This is a genomic window from Streptomyces cyaneofuscatus, from assembly GCF_033109485.1.
GTDB classification, from domain to species: domain Bacteria; phylum Actinomycetota; class Actinomycetes; order Streptomycetales; family Streptomycetaceae; genus Streptomyces; species Streptomyces cyaneofuscatus.
The window spans coordinates 6,759,805-6,775,849 of the sequence record NZ_CP137002.1 but is presented as its reverse complement, the minus strand read 5'-3'; the positions used below and the strand labels follow the sequence as shown (position 1 = coordinate 6,775,849).

The 16,045-nt window shown below is 71.5% G+C and carries 13 protein-coding genes; 2 read left to right on the top strand and 11 right to left on the bottom strand.

Going from position 1 to position 16,045, the window contains the following annotated elements:
- Window positions 1-167 precede the first annotated feature (167 nt).
- The 8 genes from R2B67_RS29885 to R2B67_RS29850 all read right to left on the bottom strand — a co-directional run bounded on the left by R2B67_RS29885 (window position 168) and on the right by R2B67_RS29850 (window position 9,030).
- Entirely contained in the window at window positions 168-989 is an 822-nt protein-coding gene (locus R2B67_RS29885) for a DUF1684 domain-containing protein (protein ID WP_018515466.1), read from the bottom strand.
- Between the two features lie 4 nt (window positions 990-993).
- On the bottom strand, window positions 994-2,274 hold the full coding sequence (locus R2B67_RS29880; RefSeq protein ID WP_317824987.1) for an NtaA/DmoA family FMN-dependent monooxygenase: 1,281 nt from the start codon (window positions 2,272-2,274) through the stop codon (window positions 994-996).
- Between the two features lie 14 nt (window positions 2,275-2,288).
- Window positions 2,289-3,365: an LLM class flavin-dependent oxidoreductase gene (locus tag R2B67_RS29875; protein ID WP_317822355.1), complete on the bottom strand. Its 1,077-nt coding sequence runs from the start codon at window positions 3,363-3,365 to the stop codon at window positions 2,289-2,291.
- A 167-nt stretch (window positions 3,366-3,532) separates the two neighbouring features.
- Window positions 3,533-4,507: an ABC transporter substrate-binding protein gene (locus R2B67_RS29870; RefSeq protein WP_018515469.1), complete on the bottom strand. Its 975-nt coding sequence runs from the start codon at window positions 4,505-4,507 to the stop codon at window positions 3,533-3,535.
- 68 nt (window positions 4,508-4,575) lie between these two features.
- A complete protein-coding gene (locus R2B67_RS29865; RefSeq protein WP_237329382.1) occupies window positions 4,576-5,328 on the bottom strand; it encodes an amino acid ABC transporter ATP-binding protein in 753 nt (250 codons plus the stop codon).
- Between the two features lie 17 nt (window positions 5,329-5,345).
- Window positions 5,346-6,275, bottom strand: coding sequence for an amino acid ABC transporter permease (locus R2B67_RS29860; protein ID WP_317822354.1), 930 nt, complete (start codon window positions 6,273-6,275; stop codon window positions 5,346-5,348).
- Between the two features lie 47 nt (window positions 6,276-6,322).
- A complete protein-coding gene (locus R2B67_RS29855; protein ID WP_317822352.1) occupies window positions 6,323-8,164 on the bottom strand; it encodes an FAD/NAD(P)-binding protein in 1,842 nt (613 codons plus the stop codon).
- Window positions 8,161-9,030, bottom strand: coding sequence for an amino acid ABC transporter permease (locus tag R2B67_RS29850; protein WP_317822350.1), 870 nt, complete (start codon window positions 9,028-9,030; stop codon window positions 8,161-8,163). The genes R2B67_RS29855 and R2B67_RS29850 overlap by 4 nt, the downstream gene beginning before the upstream one ends.
- Window positions 9,031-9,517: 487 nt before the next feature.
- Here R2B67_RS29850 and R2B67_RS29845 point away from each other — a divergent pair, with 487 nt between their 5' ends.
- The gene (locus tag R2B67_RS29845; protein ID WP_317822348.1) at window positions 9,518-10,471 is read left to right on the top strand and encodes an ABC transporter substrate-binding protein; all 954 of its coding nucleotides are present in this window, start codon (window positions 9,518-9,520) and stop codon (window positions 10,469-10,471) included.
- A gap of 39 nt (window positions 10,472-10,510) precedes the next feature.
- Here R2B67_RS29845 and R2B67_RS29840 read toward each other — a convergent pair whose 3' ends face one another.
- Window positions 10,511-11,743: a DUF5685 family protein gene (locus R2B67_RS29840; RefSeq protein ID WP_317822347.1), complete on the bottom strand. Its 1,233-nt coding sequence runs from the start codon at window positions 11,741-11,743 to the stop codon at window positions 10,511-10,513.
- A gap of 311 nt (window positions 11,744-12,054) precedes the next feature.
- On the opposite strand from R2B67_RS29840, the gene R2B67_RS29835 reads away from it, so the two are divergent.
- Window positions 12,055-12,498, top strand: coding sequence for a cell division protein SepF (locus R2B67_RS29835; protein ID WP_161264670.1), 444 nt, complete (start codon window positions 12,055-12,057; stop codon window positions 12,496-12,498).
- A gap of 67 nt (window positions 12,499-12,565) precedes the next feature.
- Here R2B67_RS29835 and R2B67_RS29830 read toward each other — a convergent pair whose 3' ends face one another.
- The gene (locus R2B67_RS29830) at window positions 12,566-13,789 is read right to left on the bottom strand and encodes an acyl-CoA dehydrogenase family protein (protein ID WP_317822343.1); all 1,224 of its coding nucleotides are present in this window, start codon (window positions 13,787-13,789) and stop codon (window positions 12,566-12,568) included.
- Between the two features lie 104 nt (window positions 13,790-13,893).
- Complete coding sequence (locus tag R2B67_RS29825) at window positions 13,894-15,669, bottom strand: MFS transporter (protein ID WP_317822341.1); 1,776 nt, start codon at window positions 15,667-15,669, stop codon at window positions 13,894-13,896.
- Window positions 15,670-16,045: the final 376 nt, after the last annotated feature.

Sequence of the window (16,045 nt, the reverse complement as noted above, 5' to 3'; positions counted from 1 at the left end):
GTCCGGATTCCGGAGTTGCCGTGCCCCTGACAATCGCTGACGGGAGTATCGAGGGGTCCGGACAGGAGACGCAAGCATGCCTTTCGGCCACCCACGCCCCACCCGCACCCCGGCCCCCGGCAGCGCTCGGGCTGCCGGGGGCCGGGAGGCCTTGAGGGGATCGCCGCTCAGGCGTCCAGGCGGTTCCGCTCCCCCGCCGGGACCGGCACGGTGAGGGTGTTGCCCGGGGGCGGGAAGGGGCAGATGAAGTGATCGGCGAAGGCGCACGGCGGCAGCAGCGCACGGTTGAAATCGACGTTCACCCTGCCGTCGGCGGCGGGCGGGCCGGGGCGCAGGAAGCGGAAGCGGTAGCTGCCGTTCCCGCTGGTGGCGTCGGCGAAGACGGCCCAGAGCGAACCGTCCGGCTCGACGGCGACCTGGAGCGTGTGCTCGTCCCCGGCCACCGTGAAGGCGATCTCCCCGCCGAGCCCGAGACCCCGCTCGACCCCGTCGGCGTTGGGCACCCGTACGGCCCGCTCCTCACCGTACGGACGGAAGGTCCCCGGCAACGCCCAGTCCGGGTCGTACGGGGTCGCGTCGATGGTCGAGAAGGCGTGCCGCGAGGGTGCGGCCGGGTCGAAGTCCCGTACGGCCCAGAGCCCTTCACGGCGGAGCACCACCAGCCGCCGCTCGCCCTGCGCCACCCGGGAGTCGTCGATGGGGCCGCGGTCCGCGGAGAGCCGGACCTCGCCGGTCAGCGGCTTGCCGTCGACAACGATGCCGTCCTCGGCGGTGGCGGTCAGCACCACCTCGTCGCCGTCCTCGCGCCACTGACCCGGGACGGCCGGAATTCGCCCGTCCGGGTGATCGGAGAGCCAGTGGGTTCCGGTCAGCGAGAGCGGGCCGTAGGGGGCCGCGACCGCGAGGACGCGCCCCTCGTGCCACCCCTGCCACTCCTGTGCGGCGTCCGGCTCCCCGGCCTGCTGGTCCTGCTGTGCGTCCGTGCTCATGCGGTCAACCTTTCCACACCGGCTCCGCCAGGCCGAGGTGCGACCGCAGCGTGGAGCCGGAGTACTCGGAGCGGAATGCTCCGCTCTCCTGGAGGAGCGGGACGACCCGGTCGACGAAGTCGTCCAGACCGCCCGGGGTGAGATGCGGTACGAGGATGAAGCCGTCGGCCGCCCGCTCGTCGACGAAGGCGGTCAGCTCCGCAGCGACCGTCTGCGGCGAGCCGATGAAGGACTGCCGGGTGGTCGTCTCGATGACCGTCTGCCGCAGGGAGAGTCCCTTGGCCTCGGCGACCGCACGCCACCGCGCGACGACGCCGAGCGGGTCGCCGTGCAGGACCCTCCCCTTGACGAGGCCGGAGTCGAGGACGGGGTCGATCTCGGGGAGCGGCCCGTCGGGGTCGTACGCGGAGAGGTCGGTGCCCCAGAGCTGCTCGGCGGCGAGGATCGCGTTCTGCGGGGAGACCTGCTGCCGGCGGATCTCGTACGCGCGCTCCTGCGCCTCGGCGTCGGTGTCGCCGGTCACCACGGTGACCCCGGGCATGATCTTGAGGTCGTCGGGCTGCCTCCCGTACGCGGCGAGCCGTGACTTGACGTCGGCGTAGAAGTCGCGGCCCGCCTCCAGGGTGCCGTGCCGGGTGAAGATGATGTCGGCGGCGGAGGCGGCGAACTCCCGGCCCTCACTGGAGTCCCCGGCCTGGATCACCACCGGGTGGCCCTGCGGGGAGCGCGGCACGGTGAACTCACCGGAGATGGTGAACTGTTCGCCCTCGTGCGCGAAGGGCCGGGACTCGCCGCCCGGCGTCCAGGAGTCCCACAGCTCCCGGGCGGTGGCGACGAACTCGGCGGCCCGGGTGTAGCGGTCGGCGCGGTCCAGATAGCCGCCCCGGCGGAAGTTCTCCCCGGTGAAGGCGTCGGAGGAGGTCACCACGTTCCAGGCGGCGCGCCCCGCGCTGAGGTGGTCGAGGGTGGCGAGGCGGCGGGCCAGCTCGTAGGGCTCGTTGAAGGTGGCGTTGACGGTGGCGGCGAGGCCGAGCCGTTCGGTGACGGCGGCCAGCGCGTTGAGCACGGTCAGCGACTCGGGGCGGCCGACGACGTCGAGGTCGTGGATGCGCCCGTTGTGCTCGCGCAGCCGCAGCCCCTCGGCGAGGAAGAAGAAGTCGAACTTGCCGCGCTCCGCCGTCCTGGCCAGATGGACGAAGGACGAGAAGTCGATCTGGCTGCGGGAGCGGGGGTCGGCCCACACGGTGGTGGCGTTGACGCCCGGGAAGTGCGCGGCCAGATGCATGGTGCGGGGCACGGTCAGGCCTCCTTCGACGCGGTTTCGGCGCGCGCGTAGCGGCTGGCGGGGCGGGCGAGGCCCAGGTGTTCGCGCAGGGTTCCGCCGGGATAGAAGGTGCGGAAGAGGCTGCGGTGCTGGAGGAGGGCCACGGTGCCGTTGACGATCCTTTCGAGGTCGCGCTCGGGGGTGATGGGCGTGAGGTGGAAGCCGTCGGCCGCGCCCGACCGGTGCCACTGGGCGATGAGGTCGGCGAGGTCGACCGGTCCGCCCCGGAAGTAGGTGCCGCGCCCGGCGAGTTGGGGTCCGCTCTCCAGTCCGGGTTCGGGAGCGCTCTCGGCGTCCCCGAGGTCGACGGTGAGCGCGACCAGGACCCGCAGCGCGTCGGGGTCGCGCCCGTGGGCCGAGGCCCTGGCGCGCAGTTCGTCCCGGAGCGCGGCCGCCTGCTCGGGGCTGGTGGCGCGGATGTGGATGACGTCCGCGTGCCGGGCCGCCGCCTCCTTGGACGGGGCGCCGACGGCATCGATGACGGTGACGGGCCTGCCCTGCGGGGGGCGCGGCACGATGGCGGGGCCCTTCACGGTGAAGGTGGAGCCCTCGAAGTCGACGTAGTGCAGCTTGTCCCGGTCGATGAAGCGTCCGGTCGCGGTGTCCCGGATCTCCGCGTCGTCCTCCCAGCTGTCCCAGAGCCGCGCGGAGACGTCGGCCACCTCTCCGGCCTCCTGCCACAGGGCGGCGGGCGGGGCGGCGGGGCGTCTGCCGAAGAGCCGGGCCTCCGCCTCGGTGGTGGAGACGTCGGCGTGCCAGCCGGCCCGGCCGTTGCTGACCCAGTCCAGGGAGGCGACGGCCGAGGAGACGTGGAAGGGCTCGGTGTGGGTGGTGGTGACGGTCGGGACGAGCCCGATGCGGTCGGTGGCGGGCGCGACGCGGGCGAGGACCGCGAGCGCGTCGAGCCCGGGGCGGGCGAAGGAGTCGCCGAGGGTGACGTAGTCGAGGGCGCCGCCTTCGGCGAGCTTGGCGAGGCGGAGGTAGTGGCCGGCGTCGTAGTGCGGCGGGCCGCCGATCTCGGCGGCCAGGTGGAGGGGGGTACGGGCGGACATTGCGGGACCTCTCGGGTCGACGGTCGGGCGGGGGCCTCGCGAGCGTGCGTGCCAGGCGTCGCGCGGCAGGCGGCAGTTCGACGACAGGCCCAGGGGTGTCCGGCGGTCGGGGCCGGACACCCCTGGTGGTCATCGGCTGTGCGAGGCCCCTGGAGGGTTGCCCCGGATCAGCTCTTGCTCTTGGGCAGGCCGGGCGGGTTGATCTCGGACTTCTCCACGGCCTCGCCGGTCAGCCCCCAGCGCTCCAGGACCTTGCCGTACGAGCCGTCCTCGATGATGTGGTTGATGGCGGCGGCGTAGGCCTTGACCAGGCCGCTGTCCTTCTTGGTGGTCGCGGCGATCTTGCCCTGAAGGCCGCCTCCGGCCCCGGAGATCTGTCCGACGATCTCGCTCTGGCCCGCGGACTCGACGTGGTACGCGGCGGACGGGCTCGGGCCGAGGTGGAGGTCGATACGGCCCGACTGGAGGGCCAGGTAGTAGTCGTTCTCCTTCTGGAAGTACTTGATGTCGACGGGCTTGCGGCCGGCCTTGACGTTCTCCTCGCTCCACTCGACGAGGATCTTCTCCTGGTTGGTGCCGGAGGAGACCGAGATCGTCTTGCCCGCGACGTCCTCGGGGCCGGTCACCTTCCAGCCGGAGCCCTTCTTCGCCTCGAAGGCGATGTTGTCGAGCCGGTAGGTGGCGAAGTCGTACTTCTCCTTGCGCTCCTCGGTCACGGTGACATTGGAGAGGACCGCGTCGAACTTGGAGCTGTCCAGGCCGACGAAGAGGTTCTCCCAGGAGACCTGTCCGAAGTCCGGCTTGAGGCCGAGGGTGTCGACGAGGAGGGTGGCGATGTCGATCTCGGAGCCGATCCGGGTCTTGTCGTCGGTGGCGAAGAAGCCCAGCGGCGGAACGGCGTCCGCGCTGGCCCCGATCCTCAGGGTGCCGCGCTTGCGGATGTCCTCGGGTACGAGGGCGGCGATGGCGTCGACCTTCTTGCCTCTGAGCCGGTCCTGGTCGGGACTGATGTTGATCCCGGTGTCCTTCTTGCCCTTGGGCGCCGCCACGTCGGTGGAGGCGTCGGGGTTGCCGCAGGCGGTGAGCAGTCCGGTGGCGGTGAGCGTGGCGATGGCGAGGGTGATGCTGCGGCGGACGGACACGTACGTACTCCTTGCGAATGATGCGGATGAAAGGGATATGAAAGAGGTTCTTCGAGCCTCGGAGCGGTTCAGAGAACCTTGGACAGGAACGCTCGGGTGCGCTCCTGGGTCGGGTGGTCCAGAACGTCGGCGGGCCGGCCCTGCTCGACGATCCGGCCGTCGTCCATGAAGACGACGGTGTCGGCGACCTCACGGGCGAAGCCGATCTCATGGGTGACGACGATCATCGTGGTGCCGCCGTGCGCCAGGTCCTTGATGACGTCGAGGACCTCGCCGACGAGCTCCGGGTCCAGGGCGGACGTCGGCTCGTCGAAGAGGAGCAGCTTGGGCTCCAGCGCCAGGGCGCGGGCGATGGCGACGCGCTGCTGCTGGCCGCCGGAGAGCTGCGCCGGATAGGCGGAGGCCTTGTCGGCGAGACCGACCCGGGCGAGCAGCTTCTCCGCCGACTCGACGGCCTCCTTGCGGGGGCGGCGCAGCGCGGAGACGGGTGCCTCGATGATGTTCTCCAGCACGGTCAGGTGCGGGAAGAGGTTGAAGTTCTGGAAGACGAAGCCGATCTTGGTGCGCTGGCGCAGCACCTCGCGCTCGCGGAGCTCGTAGAGCTTGTTGCCGTCCCTGCGGTAGCCGACGAGGGTGCCGTCCACGCTGATCCAGCCCTGGTCGACCTTCTCCAGGTGGTTGATGGTGCGCAGGAGGGTGGACTTGCCGGAGCCGGAGGGGCCGAGGATGACGGTGACCTCGCCGGGCCGTACCGACAGGTCGACGCCGCGCAGCACCTCCAGGGAGCCGAAGTTCTTGTGCACGGAGCGGATCTCGACCATGGCTTCGACGGTTGCGCTCATCGCACGGCCCCCTTTGCGTAGTGACGTTCGACGTAGTACTGGATGATCGAGAGGGCGGTGGTCAGGATGATGTACCAGGCGGTGGCGACCATCAGCAGGGGGACGACCCGGCCGCTGCGGCCGTAGACGACCTGGACCTGGTAGAAGAGTTCGCCGATCGCCATGACGGAGACGATCGAGGTGCCCTTGAACAGCGAGATGATCTCGTTGGCCGCGTTGGGCAGGATCGAGCGCATCGCCTGCGGCAGCACGATCCGGCGCAGCTGCCGGAGCTTGGGGATGCCGAGGGCGGACGCCGCCTCCAACTGGCCGCTGCCGACGGCCAGTACGCCACCGCGTACGATCTCCGCCGCGTACGCCGCCTGGTGCAGCGCCAGGCCGAGGACGGCCGCGCTCACCGCGCCGACCAGGTTCATCGTGTCGAAGGTGAAGAAGCCCGGCCCGAACGGGATGCCGAACTGCAACTCCTTGTACAGATAGGCCAGGTTGAACCAGAACAGCAGCTGCACGATGAGCGGGATCGACCGGAACGCCCAGATGTAGCCGTAGGCGACCGTCCGCAGGAACGGGCTGGCCGACAGCCGCATGAACGCCAGCACGATGCCGAGCGCGAAGCCGAGGACCGTGCCGTAGATGGTCAGCTGGAGGGTGAGCCAGACGGCCTTGAGGATGACCGGCGCGGAAAAGAACTGCGCGAAGACGTCCCACTCCCAACCGGGGTTGGTGACAAGACCGTTGATGAACTGGGCGACCAGGACCGCGGTCACGGCGATGGCGACCCAGCGCCAGGGGTGGCGGGCCGGGACGACGGTCAGCTCTCCGTAGTCGGTGCCGGGGTCGGCGGCCTTGGTGACGGTCTTATCGGCGGGCGGGCCGTCGGGGGTTCCGGCGGCTGGATCGATGGGTGGATCGCTGGTCAGCGACATGGCGGGATTCCTTGGGAGCGGTGATACGGGAAGGTTCTGCGGCGGATTCAGGAAGCGAGGCGGCCGTGACAGGAGAGGTCGCGCAGGAAGGAGAGCGCGGCGCGGGCGGCGGCGTCGTTCTGCCGGAAGGCGGGTCCGCCCGTACGGGGGCGGGTGAAGGCGCCGCTGTTGCGTGCCGTGGTGAACGGGCCGAGCGCGAAGCGGCGCGGGTGCGGGCGCCCCTCGCGGTCGACGATGCGGCTGTCGCCCGGGTCCACGGAGAGCAGGCCCGTGTCGGTGACGGCGGCCCCGCCCTCGTACAGCGCGCGCAGCAGCGGGCTGGCGGTGTGCCGGAGCGAGGGGTCCGGGAGGCGGGCCTCGACCAGGGCGCGGGCCTCGATGTGCTCGCCGGGCACGGTGGCGGCGCTCGCCCGGAAGACGCCGCGCTCCTCGTCGGCCTCGACGGCGACGGAGCCGCCGAGGAAGCGGACGACGCCGGCCCGGGAGAGGGCGAGGAGCTGCTCCAGGCGGGGTCCCGGGGGTCCGGAGGCGAGGTAGCTGAAGAAGCCGTGCCACCAGTTGCCGATGTCGCCGAGCCGGATGAGCTGCGCGTAGGCGGAGAGCAGCCCGAGGAAGACGGCGAGATCCGTGCTGTGGTCCGGGTCATGGCGACGGGTCAGGTCGGCGGTGATGTAGTCGCGCAGCCCTTCCTGGAGCGCCTCGCCGTTCTCGTACGTCACCCCGTCCAGCGGCCGGTCGAGCGCGTCCAGGTCCAGCCGGTCGGCGGGGTCGGGTACGGCACCGGCGACGAGGTCGGCCAGCTCGGGGCTGCCGGGGTCGGCGGCGGCGTACTTCGCGTCGAAGACCTCGGGGTCCAGGGTGGTGCGCCCGGGGTGGGCGGTGAACAGCCGGTGGTAGTGGGCGTGGCCGAGCTCCTTGGCGACCAGCGGCCACACCTCGCGCCGGAAGTCGAGCGGCCCGGGCCGGCTCAGCAGCTCGTCGGCCCATTCCGGGGTCAAGTAGCGCGGCAGCGGCGGGCGTTCGCCGGTCCAGGTGTAGCCGATCTTCGAGTGGTACGGGACCCCGCGCCGCGATCCCACGTACAGCACGGGCTCACGCCCCGACGGCACGTAGACCCCGTCCTCGTGGCGTCCGCCGCGCCCCTCGGTGAGCAGGACCATCAGGTCGATGAAGGCGAGGCCGAAGCCGCGGACGATGACCGGTTCACCGGCCGGCAGTGCGGTGAGGTCGGTGTCGGCGGTGAAGTCGGGCGGCAGGTGGATCAGCCCGTGCCGTGCCGCGAAGTCGCTCAACTCGGCCTGCTCCGGCTCCTGTTCGGCGTCCAGGTGGCCGACGGTCAGGACGACGAGGTCGGCGAGGAGCGGTTCGGTGCGGTCCTTCAGCCTCACGCGCTGGCGGGAGCCGCGCGGGCCGGTGACGGAGAGGGCGGTGGTGCGGTGCTCGTGGACGGTGATCGAGGGAGGCAGGGCCGCCAGGGCGCGCTCGTAGGTCCAGCGCAGATAGGCGCTCTGGAGCCGCCTGCTGGGGAAGTCCTGGCCGGTGAGGCCGCGTATCTCCGCCAGGACGGCGGGCTCGGCGTCGGGGGTGACGCGCCCGGCGCGGACGTCCTCGGCCCAGGCGTGCAGGGCGGGCCCCGCGACGACCGGTCCGGCCAGCTCCACCGTCTCGTCGGTGAACATGGTGACGTCCTCGGCCATGGAGTTCATCCAGAGCAGCGGCGACTGGTCCGGCCGCCAGATCCGTCCGCCGCCGGCCGGGTAGGGGTCGACGAGGTGGATGTCCAGGGGCAGATCCCCGTACAGCTCCGGCGCGTTGGCGGCGATGCGCTCGATGACGCCGGTGCCGCGCGGCCCGCCGCCGATCACCACCAGGGTGGGTGCGGTGCTCATCGGGCACCCGCCGTACCGCGGGCGTAGTAGCGCTCCACATAGCGCTGGCCGATGCTCAGCAGCGAGGTGACGAGCGCGTACCAGATGGTGGCGACGAGGAGCAGCGGGATGACCTGGTAGGTGCGGTGGTAGACGAGCTGGACGGAGTAGAGCAGGTCCTGCACGGCGATGATGCTGACGATCGAGGTGCCCTTGAGGGTGCCGATCAGCATGTTCCCGGCCGGCGGGACGATGGAGCGCATCGCCTGCGGCAGCACGATCCGCCGGAAGCGCCGCCAGGGACCGAGCCCCAGGGACTGGGCGGCCTCGATCTGGCCGCGTTCGACGGAGAGGATGCCGCCGCGGACGACCTCGGCGGCGTACGCGGCCTCGTGCAGGGTCAGCCCGATGACGGCGATGGTGACCGGGCCCATGAGGGTGACGGTGTTGACGCCGAGGATCTGCGGGTACAGGGCGCCGATGTTGAACCAGAACAGCAGCTGGACCAGGATCGGGGTGGACCGGAAGAGCCAGACGTACCCCCAACTCACCGCCTGGAGCACGGGGTTGCCGGAGAGCCGCAGGACGGCGAGGAGCGCCCCGAGCGCGAAGCCGAGCACCATGACGACCGCGGTGAGCCACAGGGTGAGCCAGAGCCCGCGCAGGACGGAGACGGTGGCGAAGTAGGAGACGACGACGTCCCACTCGAAGGCCTCGTTGCGGATGACCGAGTTCAGCGCCAGCGCGAGGAGAATGAGCACGGCAACAGCCGCTGTCCAGCGGCCCGTTCGGCGGACGGGGACGATGCGGGGGACCGCACTGTCTCCGTCGCTCTTGACGGGTGGCGCGGAGGACGAGGGAGGCAGCAGATCGGTCTGCGGGGGCATGCGAGGGCTCCGTGGATGCTGAGATCGAACACGGGGCGTACCTTCACACCGGAAAACCACACGGACCGGGCCCCTCAGCGCCGGTCCGTCTCCGAGATAAGCGGTGAACACGGCGCATTGTCAAGCCTGTCCACACTCTGAGCGGCTTGTCTCATCTCGGTTGACGCGCACCCGGATGCCTGTTCCACTGGCCCCATGTATTCGCAGCAGTGGCTGGTCACCCGCTCCCACATCGACTTCGGTCGCGTGTGGTCCTCTTCCTGTTGAGCTGACCGCCTGCTGTCCGGATTTCCCTGCTCACGCCTGCTCTGAGGGCGTTGGAGCAGCATTCCCCGCGTGACTTCACCGCCACCACACCACACCGCGTCACCCTCCCCTCGCTCCGCCGCACGTCCTCAGGCACCGCTGAACCTGTCGCCGCCGCTCCGCGCCCTTTTCGGCCCGGGGCCGGTCGGCATACCTTGACGAACCCGGAGAAAACAGAGCCATGCCCAGATCGCGTCACAGCGCCCTCTTCGCCTTGATCACCGTCGCCGCACTGGCCCTCACCGGCTGCGCGGACCCGGCGGAGCCCGGGGTCGGCACCGCCGAGAACGGGGTCAAGAAGGGGGACACGCCGACCACGGACGTGGTGTCCTCGGTGAAGAAGGCCGACGCCGTGGCGGAGCTGCTGCCCGAGGACGTCCGGAAGGCCGGCACCCTGCGGATCGCGGCCGCCACCGGCTCCCCGCCCGGGGCGTTCTACGAGGAGGACGGCACCACACTGTCGGGCGCGGACATCGACTTCGCGGACGCGGTGGCCAAGGTGCTGGGCGTGAAGCTGAAGCGTGAGGTGGCGTCCTTCGAGGCGATCCTGCCGGCGCTCGGCAGCGGGAAGTACGACCTGGGTACGGGGAACTTCGGCGTCACCGACGTACGCCGCAAGACGATCGACTTCGTGACGTACATCAACGACGGCCAGGGCTTCGCCGTCCGCGAGGACAGCCCGCTGAAGGAGATCACCGACCTCACCGACCTGTGCGGCCTGAACGTGTCGACCGGCGCGGGCACCACCTTCGAGGTCGCGCTCCAGGAGAACCTGCCCCGGTGCGCGGAGAAGGGCAAGAAGCCCTACGAGGTGAAGACCTACGCCGACCCGGCGGCGGTCTGGCTCTCCCTCAAGCAGAAGCGCACGGACGTGAACATGTCCACCATCAACGGGCTGCGGTACGCCGTGACCCAGCAGGAGGGACTGCGCTTCCTCAACGAGTACAAGCGGCTCGACGTCGGCTTCGCCTTCAAGAAGGGCAGCCCGCTGACGCCGGCCTTCCAGGCGGCGGTCAACGAGCTCAAGAAGGACGGCACCTACGACCGGATCCTGGAGAAGTGGGGCACCACCGAGTCCGCGATCGAGAAGTCGCAGATCTCGCCGCCGGAGCTGAAGGGCCCCGAGCCGAAGTAGCCCGGGGCCGGTGATTCCTGCGGGCCAGGGCCTGTCGCCCTAGCAGTCGCACCCGCAGGAGTCACCGCAGCAGCAGCACCCCTCGCCGCACTGGCCGCAGCAGTTGCACGCCTCGCAGCAGTCGCCGCAGTCCTGGCAGGGCGCCTCCCGCCGCTCCCGGCTCCACGGGTCCTCGTAGCTCCCGCAGCACATCTGGCAGGTGCAGGCGAGCCCGGCCCAGACCAGGCACCCGGCGATCAGCCCGCGCCGGTCGCGCGGCGGCCGGGGCGGGGGCGGGGCGGCGGGACCGCCGGGGGTGGGACCGTAGGGATTGCCGGGGGTGGGACCGTAGGGGTTGCCGGGGGTGGGACCGTACGGGTTGCCGGGGGGCGGCCCGAAGGAACCCTCCGGCACCTCAAGCCCCTGGTGCGAGCAGGACGACGTGCCGAACGCCCGGTCGACCGAGCGCCGCAGCTCGTGGGCGAGCAGGACGTGGACGAGCTGCCCGTCGGTGAACTCCACCTCGCGCAGCGCGAGCCGTACGCCGTGCAGCGCGTCGTCGCAGAGCCGGCGCGCCTCGGTCAGCGAGGTGCCGGTCACCGTGAGCGGGTTCCAGGCACCCGACGCGGCGTCAGCTTCCCGGTCCTCGACGGCGTCCAGCAGATGCGCGAGCCGCCCGAAGAGCCGTCCGGCCTCCGCGAGCGGGGCGGCGTTCTGCGGCTTCCCGGCGAGGACCGCGGTGTGCGCGAAGGCGGCCGCGGTGGCCGTCTCGGTGGGTTCGGTGACCGTCAGCAGCGGGGTGCCGGGCCCGGCGAGGGTCTCGATGCCGGTCTGCCGGTCGACCGCGTCCACCAGGAGGGCGGTGTCGAAGCCGAGCGCCGCCCCCGTACGGGCTCCGGCCCGGTCCCAGCCCGCCGCCACCCGCCGCGCGGCCGCCGCGACCGGCCGGCGGGCCAACAGCCCGTCCCGGTCGGCGACGTGGTCGCGCACCTTGGCGGAGGCGAGGACGAGCGAGACTGCGGCGGCGAGCCGGGCCCCCTCCCCCATCGCGACCGGGGCGGTCCGCATCGCGCGCAGCGGGCACGGCCCGGCGGTGCGCCGCCCGGCGGGCATGGCGCCGGCCTGAGCCTCCGTCAGGACCGAGACGATCAGACCGTCATAGTTCGTGACGATCCGGGCAAACTGCCCGTGATCCGCCCTCAGGGCCAGGCAGAGACCGCAGAGATGGGCCATCCACTCGGTCCGCAGACCTTCGGAGAGCCGGTGCGTACAGGGCCTCACGATTCCGAACATGCCGATCCCCCGCGAGCCGTTCCAACCGGTGCGCGCCACTCGCGCACCTGAGCGCCGTGCATCGTATCGAGTGATCCGTTCACCCGTACGTCCCCCATGTCACCCGTACGGACCGGCGCATCATATTTTCCCAACGGGGCAGGCCTTACGCAGGAGGAACCTTGACGAACCGCCACATCTTCTGCACCAGTACCGTCACGAATCACCTGTGCGGCGACTATCCACTTGGCGCGGTATCCGCATCATGGACGACCATAGGGATACGAAAGAGAAGCGGAACACCAAGGAACCGCGGTTGAGAGGAGGCGTCCATGGGATCGGTGCGCAAGGCGAGTGCGTGGCTGGGGCTCGTAGAGGACAACGACGAGCGGTACTACGACGACGAGTACGCCGAGGGTACGGAGACGGGCACGGGCAACCAGGCCTGGGTCACCGACCCGCGGGTGCAGGTGGCGGCCGAGGCGGCCGAGGAGCAGGACCGGCGGATCGCCACGGTGACGCCGGACAGCTTCCGGGACGCACGGGCCATCGGTGAGCTGTTCCGGGACGGTGTCCCGGTGATCGTCAACCTCACGGCCATGGACCCCGCCGACGCCAAGCGTGTGGTGGACTTCGCCGCCGGGCTGATCTTCGGTCTGCGCGGTTCGATCGACCGGGTGGCCACCCGGGTCTTCCTGCTCTCCCCGGCCGACACCCAGGTGGTCGCCGGGGAAGCCGCCGGCCGCAAGGCCGACGGCTTCTTCAACCAGAGCTGAGCAGGGCGCTCGCCGGAAAGTTCCGGTCAGCGCCTCCGGTCGGCGCGTCCCCTCGGACGGGCCGTGGTCACCGGAAGGCGTCGAGACCGGTGAGCGCCTTGCCCAGCACCAGCTGGTGCATCTCCACGGTGCCCTCGTACGTGAGCACCGACTCCAGGTTCGTCGCGTGCCGCATCACCGGGTACTCCAGCGAGATCCCGTTGGCACCGAGGATCGTGCGCGAGGTACGGCAGATCTCGATGGCCTCCCGCACGTTGTTGAGCTTGCCGAAACTGACCTGCTCGGGGCGGAGCCGCCCCGCGTCCATGCGGCGGCCCAGATGGTGGGCGAGCAGGATGCCTTTGTGCAGCTCCACGGCCATGTCCGCCAGCTTGGCCTGGGTGAGCTGGAAGCCGCCGATGGGACGGCCGAACTGTTCCCGGGTCCTCGCGTAGTCGAGGGCCGACTCGAAGCTGGCCCGCGCCGCGCCCATGGCGCCCCAGACGATTCCGTACCGCGCATGGCTCAGACAGCTGAGCGGGCCGCGCAGCCCCTTCGCGTCCGGAAGCACCGCGTCGGCGGGGAGCCGGACGCCGTCCATGACCAGCTCGCTGGTGACCGAGGCGCGCAGCGACCACTTGTGGTGGATCTCCGGCGCCGAGAAGCCGGGGGTGTCGGTCGGTACGACGAAGCCGCGGATGCCCCGGCCCTCGTCGCCCTCGTCGGTCTGGGCCCAGACGATCGCGACCCCGGCGACCGAGCCGTTGGTGATCCACATCTTGCGCCCGGTGAGGACCCAGTCCTCACCGTCGCGCTTGGCGTACGTCCGCATCCCGGCCGGGTCGGAGCCGTGGTCGGGCTCGGTCAGCCCGAAGCAGCCGATGATCTCGCCGGCCGCCATACCGGGCAGCCACCGCTGCTTCTGCTCCTCGGAGCCGAAGCGGTGGATCGCGTACATGGCGAGCGACCCCTGTACGGAGACGAGCGAGCGGATCCCGGAGTCGGCGGCCTCCAGCTCCAGGCAGGCCAGCCCGTACTGGACGGCGCTCGCCCCGGCGCAGCCGTAGCCGTCCAGCGACATGCCGAGCGCGCCCAGCGCGCCGAGCTCCCGGGCCAGCTCCCGGATGCCGGGCAGCTCCCCCTTCTCGTACCACTCGGCGATGTGCGGCAGGACCCGGTCGGCGGCCCAGGTGCGGACGGTGTCGCGGATCGCCAGGTCGTCGGGGCCGAGCAGATCGTCGATGCCGAGGGGGTCGGCGGCGTCGAACGGCGGGAGCTTCGACGGCTTCGCGGCGGACTCGGTGCTGGTCATGTGGGTGCCTCCGGCGGCTCGCACGGGGTCCGGAGGGGGCGGGGTCGGCCGCGGCCCTCCGAAAACTAGCAGTGGTAGTCGAAACGTCGTGGAGACGTTACGGCTCAGCGTGCCGCTCGTCCAGAGCCGGTCGCCTCGGCCGGTTCGCGCCGCGCGGGGAGCCTGAGGCGCGGGGCCGAACGCTCGGGAGCGGGGGCCGGGACGGCGGCGGTCCGGGGCTCGGTGGCGGGGGCCTCGGTGGCGGGGGCCTCGGTGGCAGGGACCTCGGCGTCCGGGCGGTCGGCGGCGGTCCCGGGCTCGGCGGCCGGGCGCTCGCCCAGGAGGCAGACCTCCTTGGGCGGACAGTCCATCGCCCTCGGCAGCCGCAGCGCGGCGAGCGCGCCGAGCAGCAGCAGACCCGCGCTGACGAAGAGCGTGATGTGCAGCCCGCCGACGAAGGCGTGCCGGGCCGTGGAGCGCAGCAGCTCGCCCGTCGGGCCGCCGAGCTGCGCGGCCACCTGGTAGGCCTCGCCCAGCGAGTGGGAGGCCTCGGCGCCCGCGCGGGCGGGAACGCCCTGGTCGCGCAGGGAGGCGAGGCCGGGGGCGTAGGCGGCGTTCATGACGCTGCCGAGGAGGGCGATGCCCAGGCCCGCGCCGAGCTGGTAGGAGGTCTCCCCTATCGCCGCGGCCCCGCCCGCCCGCTCGGCGGGGGCGTCGCTGAGCATCGACTCGTACGCGCCGAACAGCGTCGTCTGGAGTCCGAAGCCGAGCAGGACGAAGGCACAGGTCAGCAGGGCGGGCCGGTCGTGGTGGCCCATCGAGGTGAGCAGTAGCACGGAGGAGGCCGTCAGGACGAAACCCCAGCCGACCATCTTGCGGGGGCCCACCCGGCGCAGGGTGTACGAGCCGGTGGCGCCCGCGGCCATCGCGGCGAAGGTCAGCGGCAGCAGCCGCAGCCCGGTCTCCAGCGGGCTGAGGCCCAGCACCAGCTGGAGGTACTGGACGGCGATCAGCTGGAGGCCGACCAAGGCCAGCATGGCGAGCACGATGCAGCCGACGGCGGTGGAGAAGGCCGGGCGGGCGAACATGGCGATGTCGATGAGCGGGTGCGTACGGCGCTTCTGGCGGCGCACGAAGAGGGTCAGGAGCGCCAGCCCGAGGGCCAGCGGGACCAGCGCGACCGGGTCCAGGAGTCCGGCGCCGCCGCCCAGGCGCTTGACGCCGAGGACGACCCCGAGCACTCCGGCCGCCGCGGTCAGCGCGCCCAGCACGTCCCACGGGCCGTCGTCGGCACCGCGCGACTCGGGCAGCAGCCAGCGGCCGAGCGGCAGGATGACCGCCATCAGCGGGATGTTGATCAGGAAGACCGAGCCCCACCAGAAGTGCTCGACCAGGAAGCCGCCGACGACCGGTCCGGTGGCGGCGCCGACGGCGGCGACCGCGGTCCACACGCCGATGGCGAGCGCCCGCTCCCGTCGGTCGGGGAAGACCTGGCGCAGGATCGACAGGGTCGCCGGCATGATCATCGCGCCGCCGACGCCGAGCAGGGCGCGGGCCGCTATGAGGACTGCGGGGGTGTCGGCGGTCGCGGCGAGCAGGGAGGCCACGCCGAAGAGCGCGTAGCCCAGCAGCAGCACCCGTCGTCTGCCGATCCGGTCACCCAGCGTGCCGAAGAGGATGAGCAGCGAGGCGCAGACGAGGGGGTAGGCGTCCACGATCCAGAGGAGTCCGGTGGCGCTCGGGCGCAGGTCCTCGGTGACCGAGGGGACCGCGACATGGAGCACGGTCGCGTCGAGGGCGACCACCAGCAGGCTGAGGCAGAGGACGACGAGGACGACCCAGCGGTTGGCACCGTCGGCGGCTCGGCGCAGCCGGACTCCGGCCGTGGTCGTCCCGGACATCTACCTACCTCCCGATTGGGTTCCTCGCGCTCGGTGGACCGGCGGGGACGTGGTCTGTCGTGTTCCCGGGGGCCCGGCATCGACGGGCGAGTGCGCCGTCAGCGTACGCGAGTTCGGCCAGGTCACACGTGGCCCACCTCATACGCCGGTCCGCCGCGCAGTGTGGCGTACGCCACAGAGGTCCCGCCCGTCGGCCCTCCGCTCCGCCCGCCGCCGGGCCTCGCGGAACGGCGTGCGCCTGCCCCGGACGGCCGGATCAATTCCCGCGGATTCCTGTGTGCGAAATTGCCCGGAAGATCAAACATGCTTCCGAACGGAACCCCGGGGAAATTGACCGCAAGATCACGGAGATTCTTCTCCGCGCCCGGAAAAAGTA

Bases quoted from the DNA above. Each gene is read 5' to 3' on its own strand.
- R2B67_RS29880 (WP_317824987.1), bottom strand. From the start codon at position 2,274: ATGCATCTGGCCGCGCACTTCCCGGGCGTCAACGCCACCACCGTGTGG.
- R2B67_RS29860 (WP_317822354.1), bottom strand. From the start codon at position 6,275: ATGTCGCTGACCAGCGATCCACCCATCGATCCAGCCGCCGGAACCCCC.
- R2B67_RS29840 (WP_317822347.1), bottom strand. From the start codon at position 11,743: ATGTTCGGAATCGTGAGGCCCTGTACGCACCGGCTCTCCGAAGGTCTG.
- R2B67_RS29875 (WP_317822355.1), bottom strand. From the start codon at position 3,365: ATGTCCGCCCGTACCCCCCTCCACCTGGCCGCCGAGATCGGCGGCCCG.
- R2B67_RS29865 (WP_237329382.1), bottom strand. From the start codon at position 5,328: ATGGTCGAGATCCGCTCCGTGCACAAGAACTTCGGCTCCCTGGAGGTG.
- R2B67_RS29855 (WP_317822352.1), bottom strand. From the start codon at position 8,164: ATGAGCACCGCACCCACCCTGGTGGTGATCGGCGGCGGGCCGCGCGGC.
- R2B67_RS29885 (WP_018515466.1), bottom strand. From the start codon at position 989: ATGAGCACGGACGCACAGCAGGACCAGCAGGCCGGGGAGCCGGACGCC.
- R2B67_RS29830 (WP_317822343.1), bottom strand. From the start codon at position 13,789: ATGACCAGCACCGAGTCCGCCGCGAAGCCGTCGAAGCTCCCGCCGTTC.
- R2B67_RS29845 (WP_317822348.1), top strand. From the start codon at position 9,518: ATGCCCAGATCGCGTCACAGCGCCCTCTTCGCCTTGATCACCGTCGCC.
- R2B67_RS29850 (WP_317822350.1), bottom strand. From the start codon at position 9,030: ATGCCCCCGCAGACCGATCTGCTGCCTCCCTCGTCCTCCGCGCCACCC.
- R2B67_RS29825 (WP_317822341.1), bottom strand. From the start codon at position 15,669: ATGTCCGGGACGACCACGGCCGGAGTCCGGCTGCGCCGAGCCGCCGAC.
- R2B67_RS29835 (WP_161264670.1), top strand. From the start codon at position 12,055: ATGGGATCGGTGCGCAAGGCGAGTGCGTGGCTGGGGCTCGTAGAGGAC.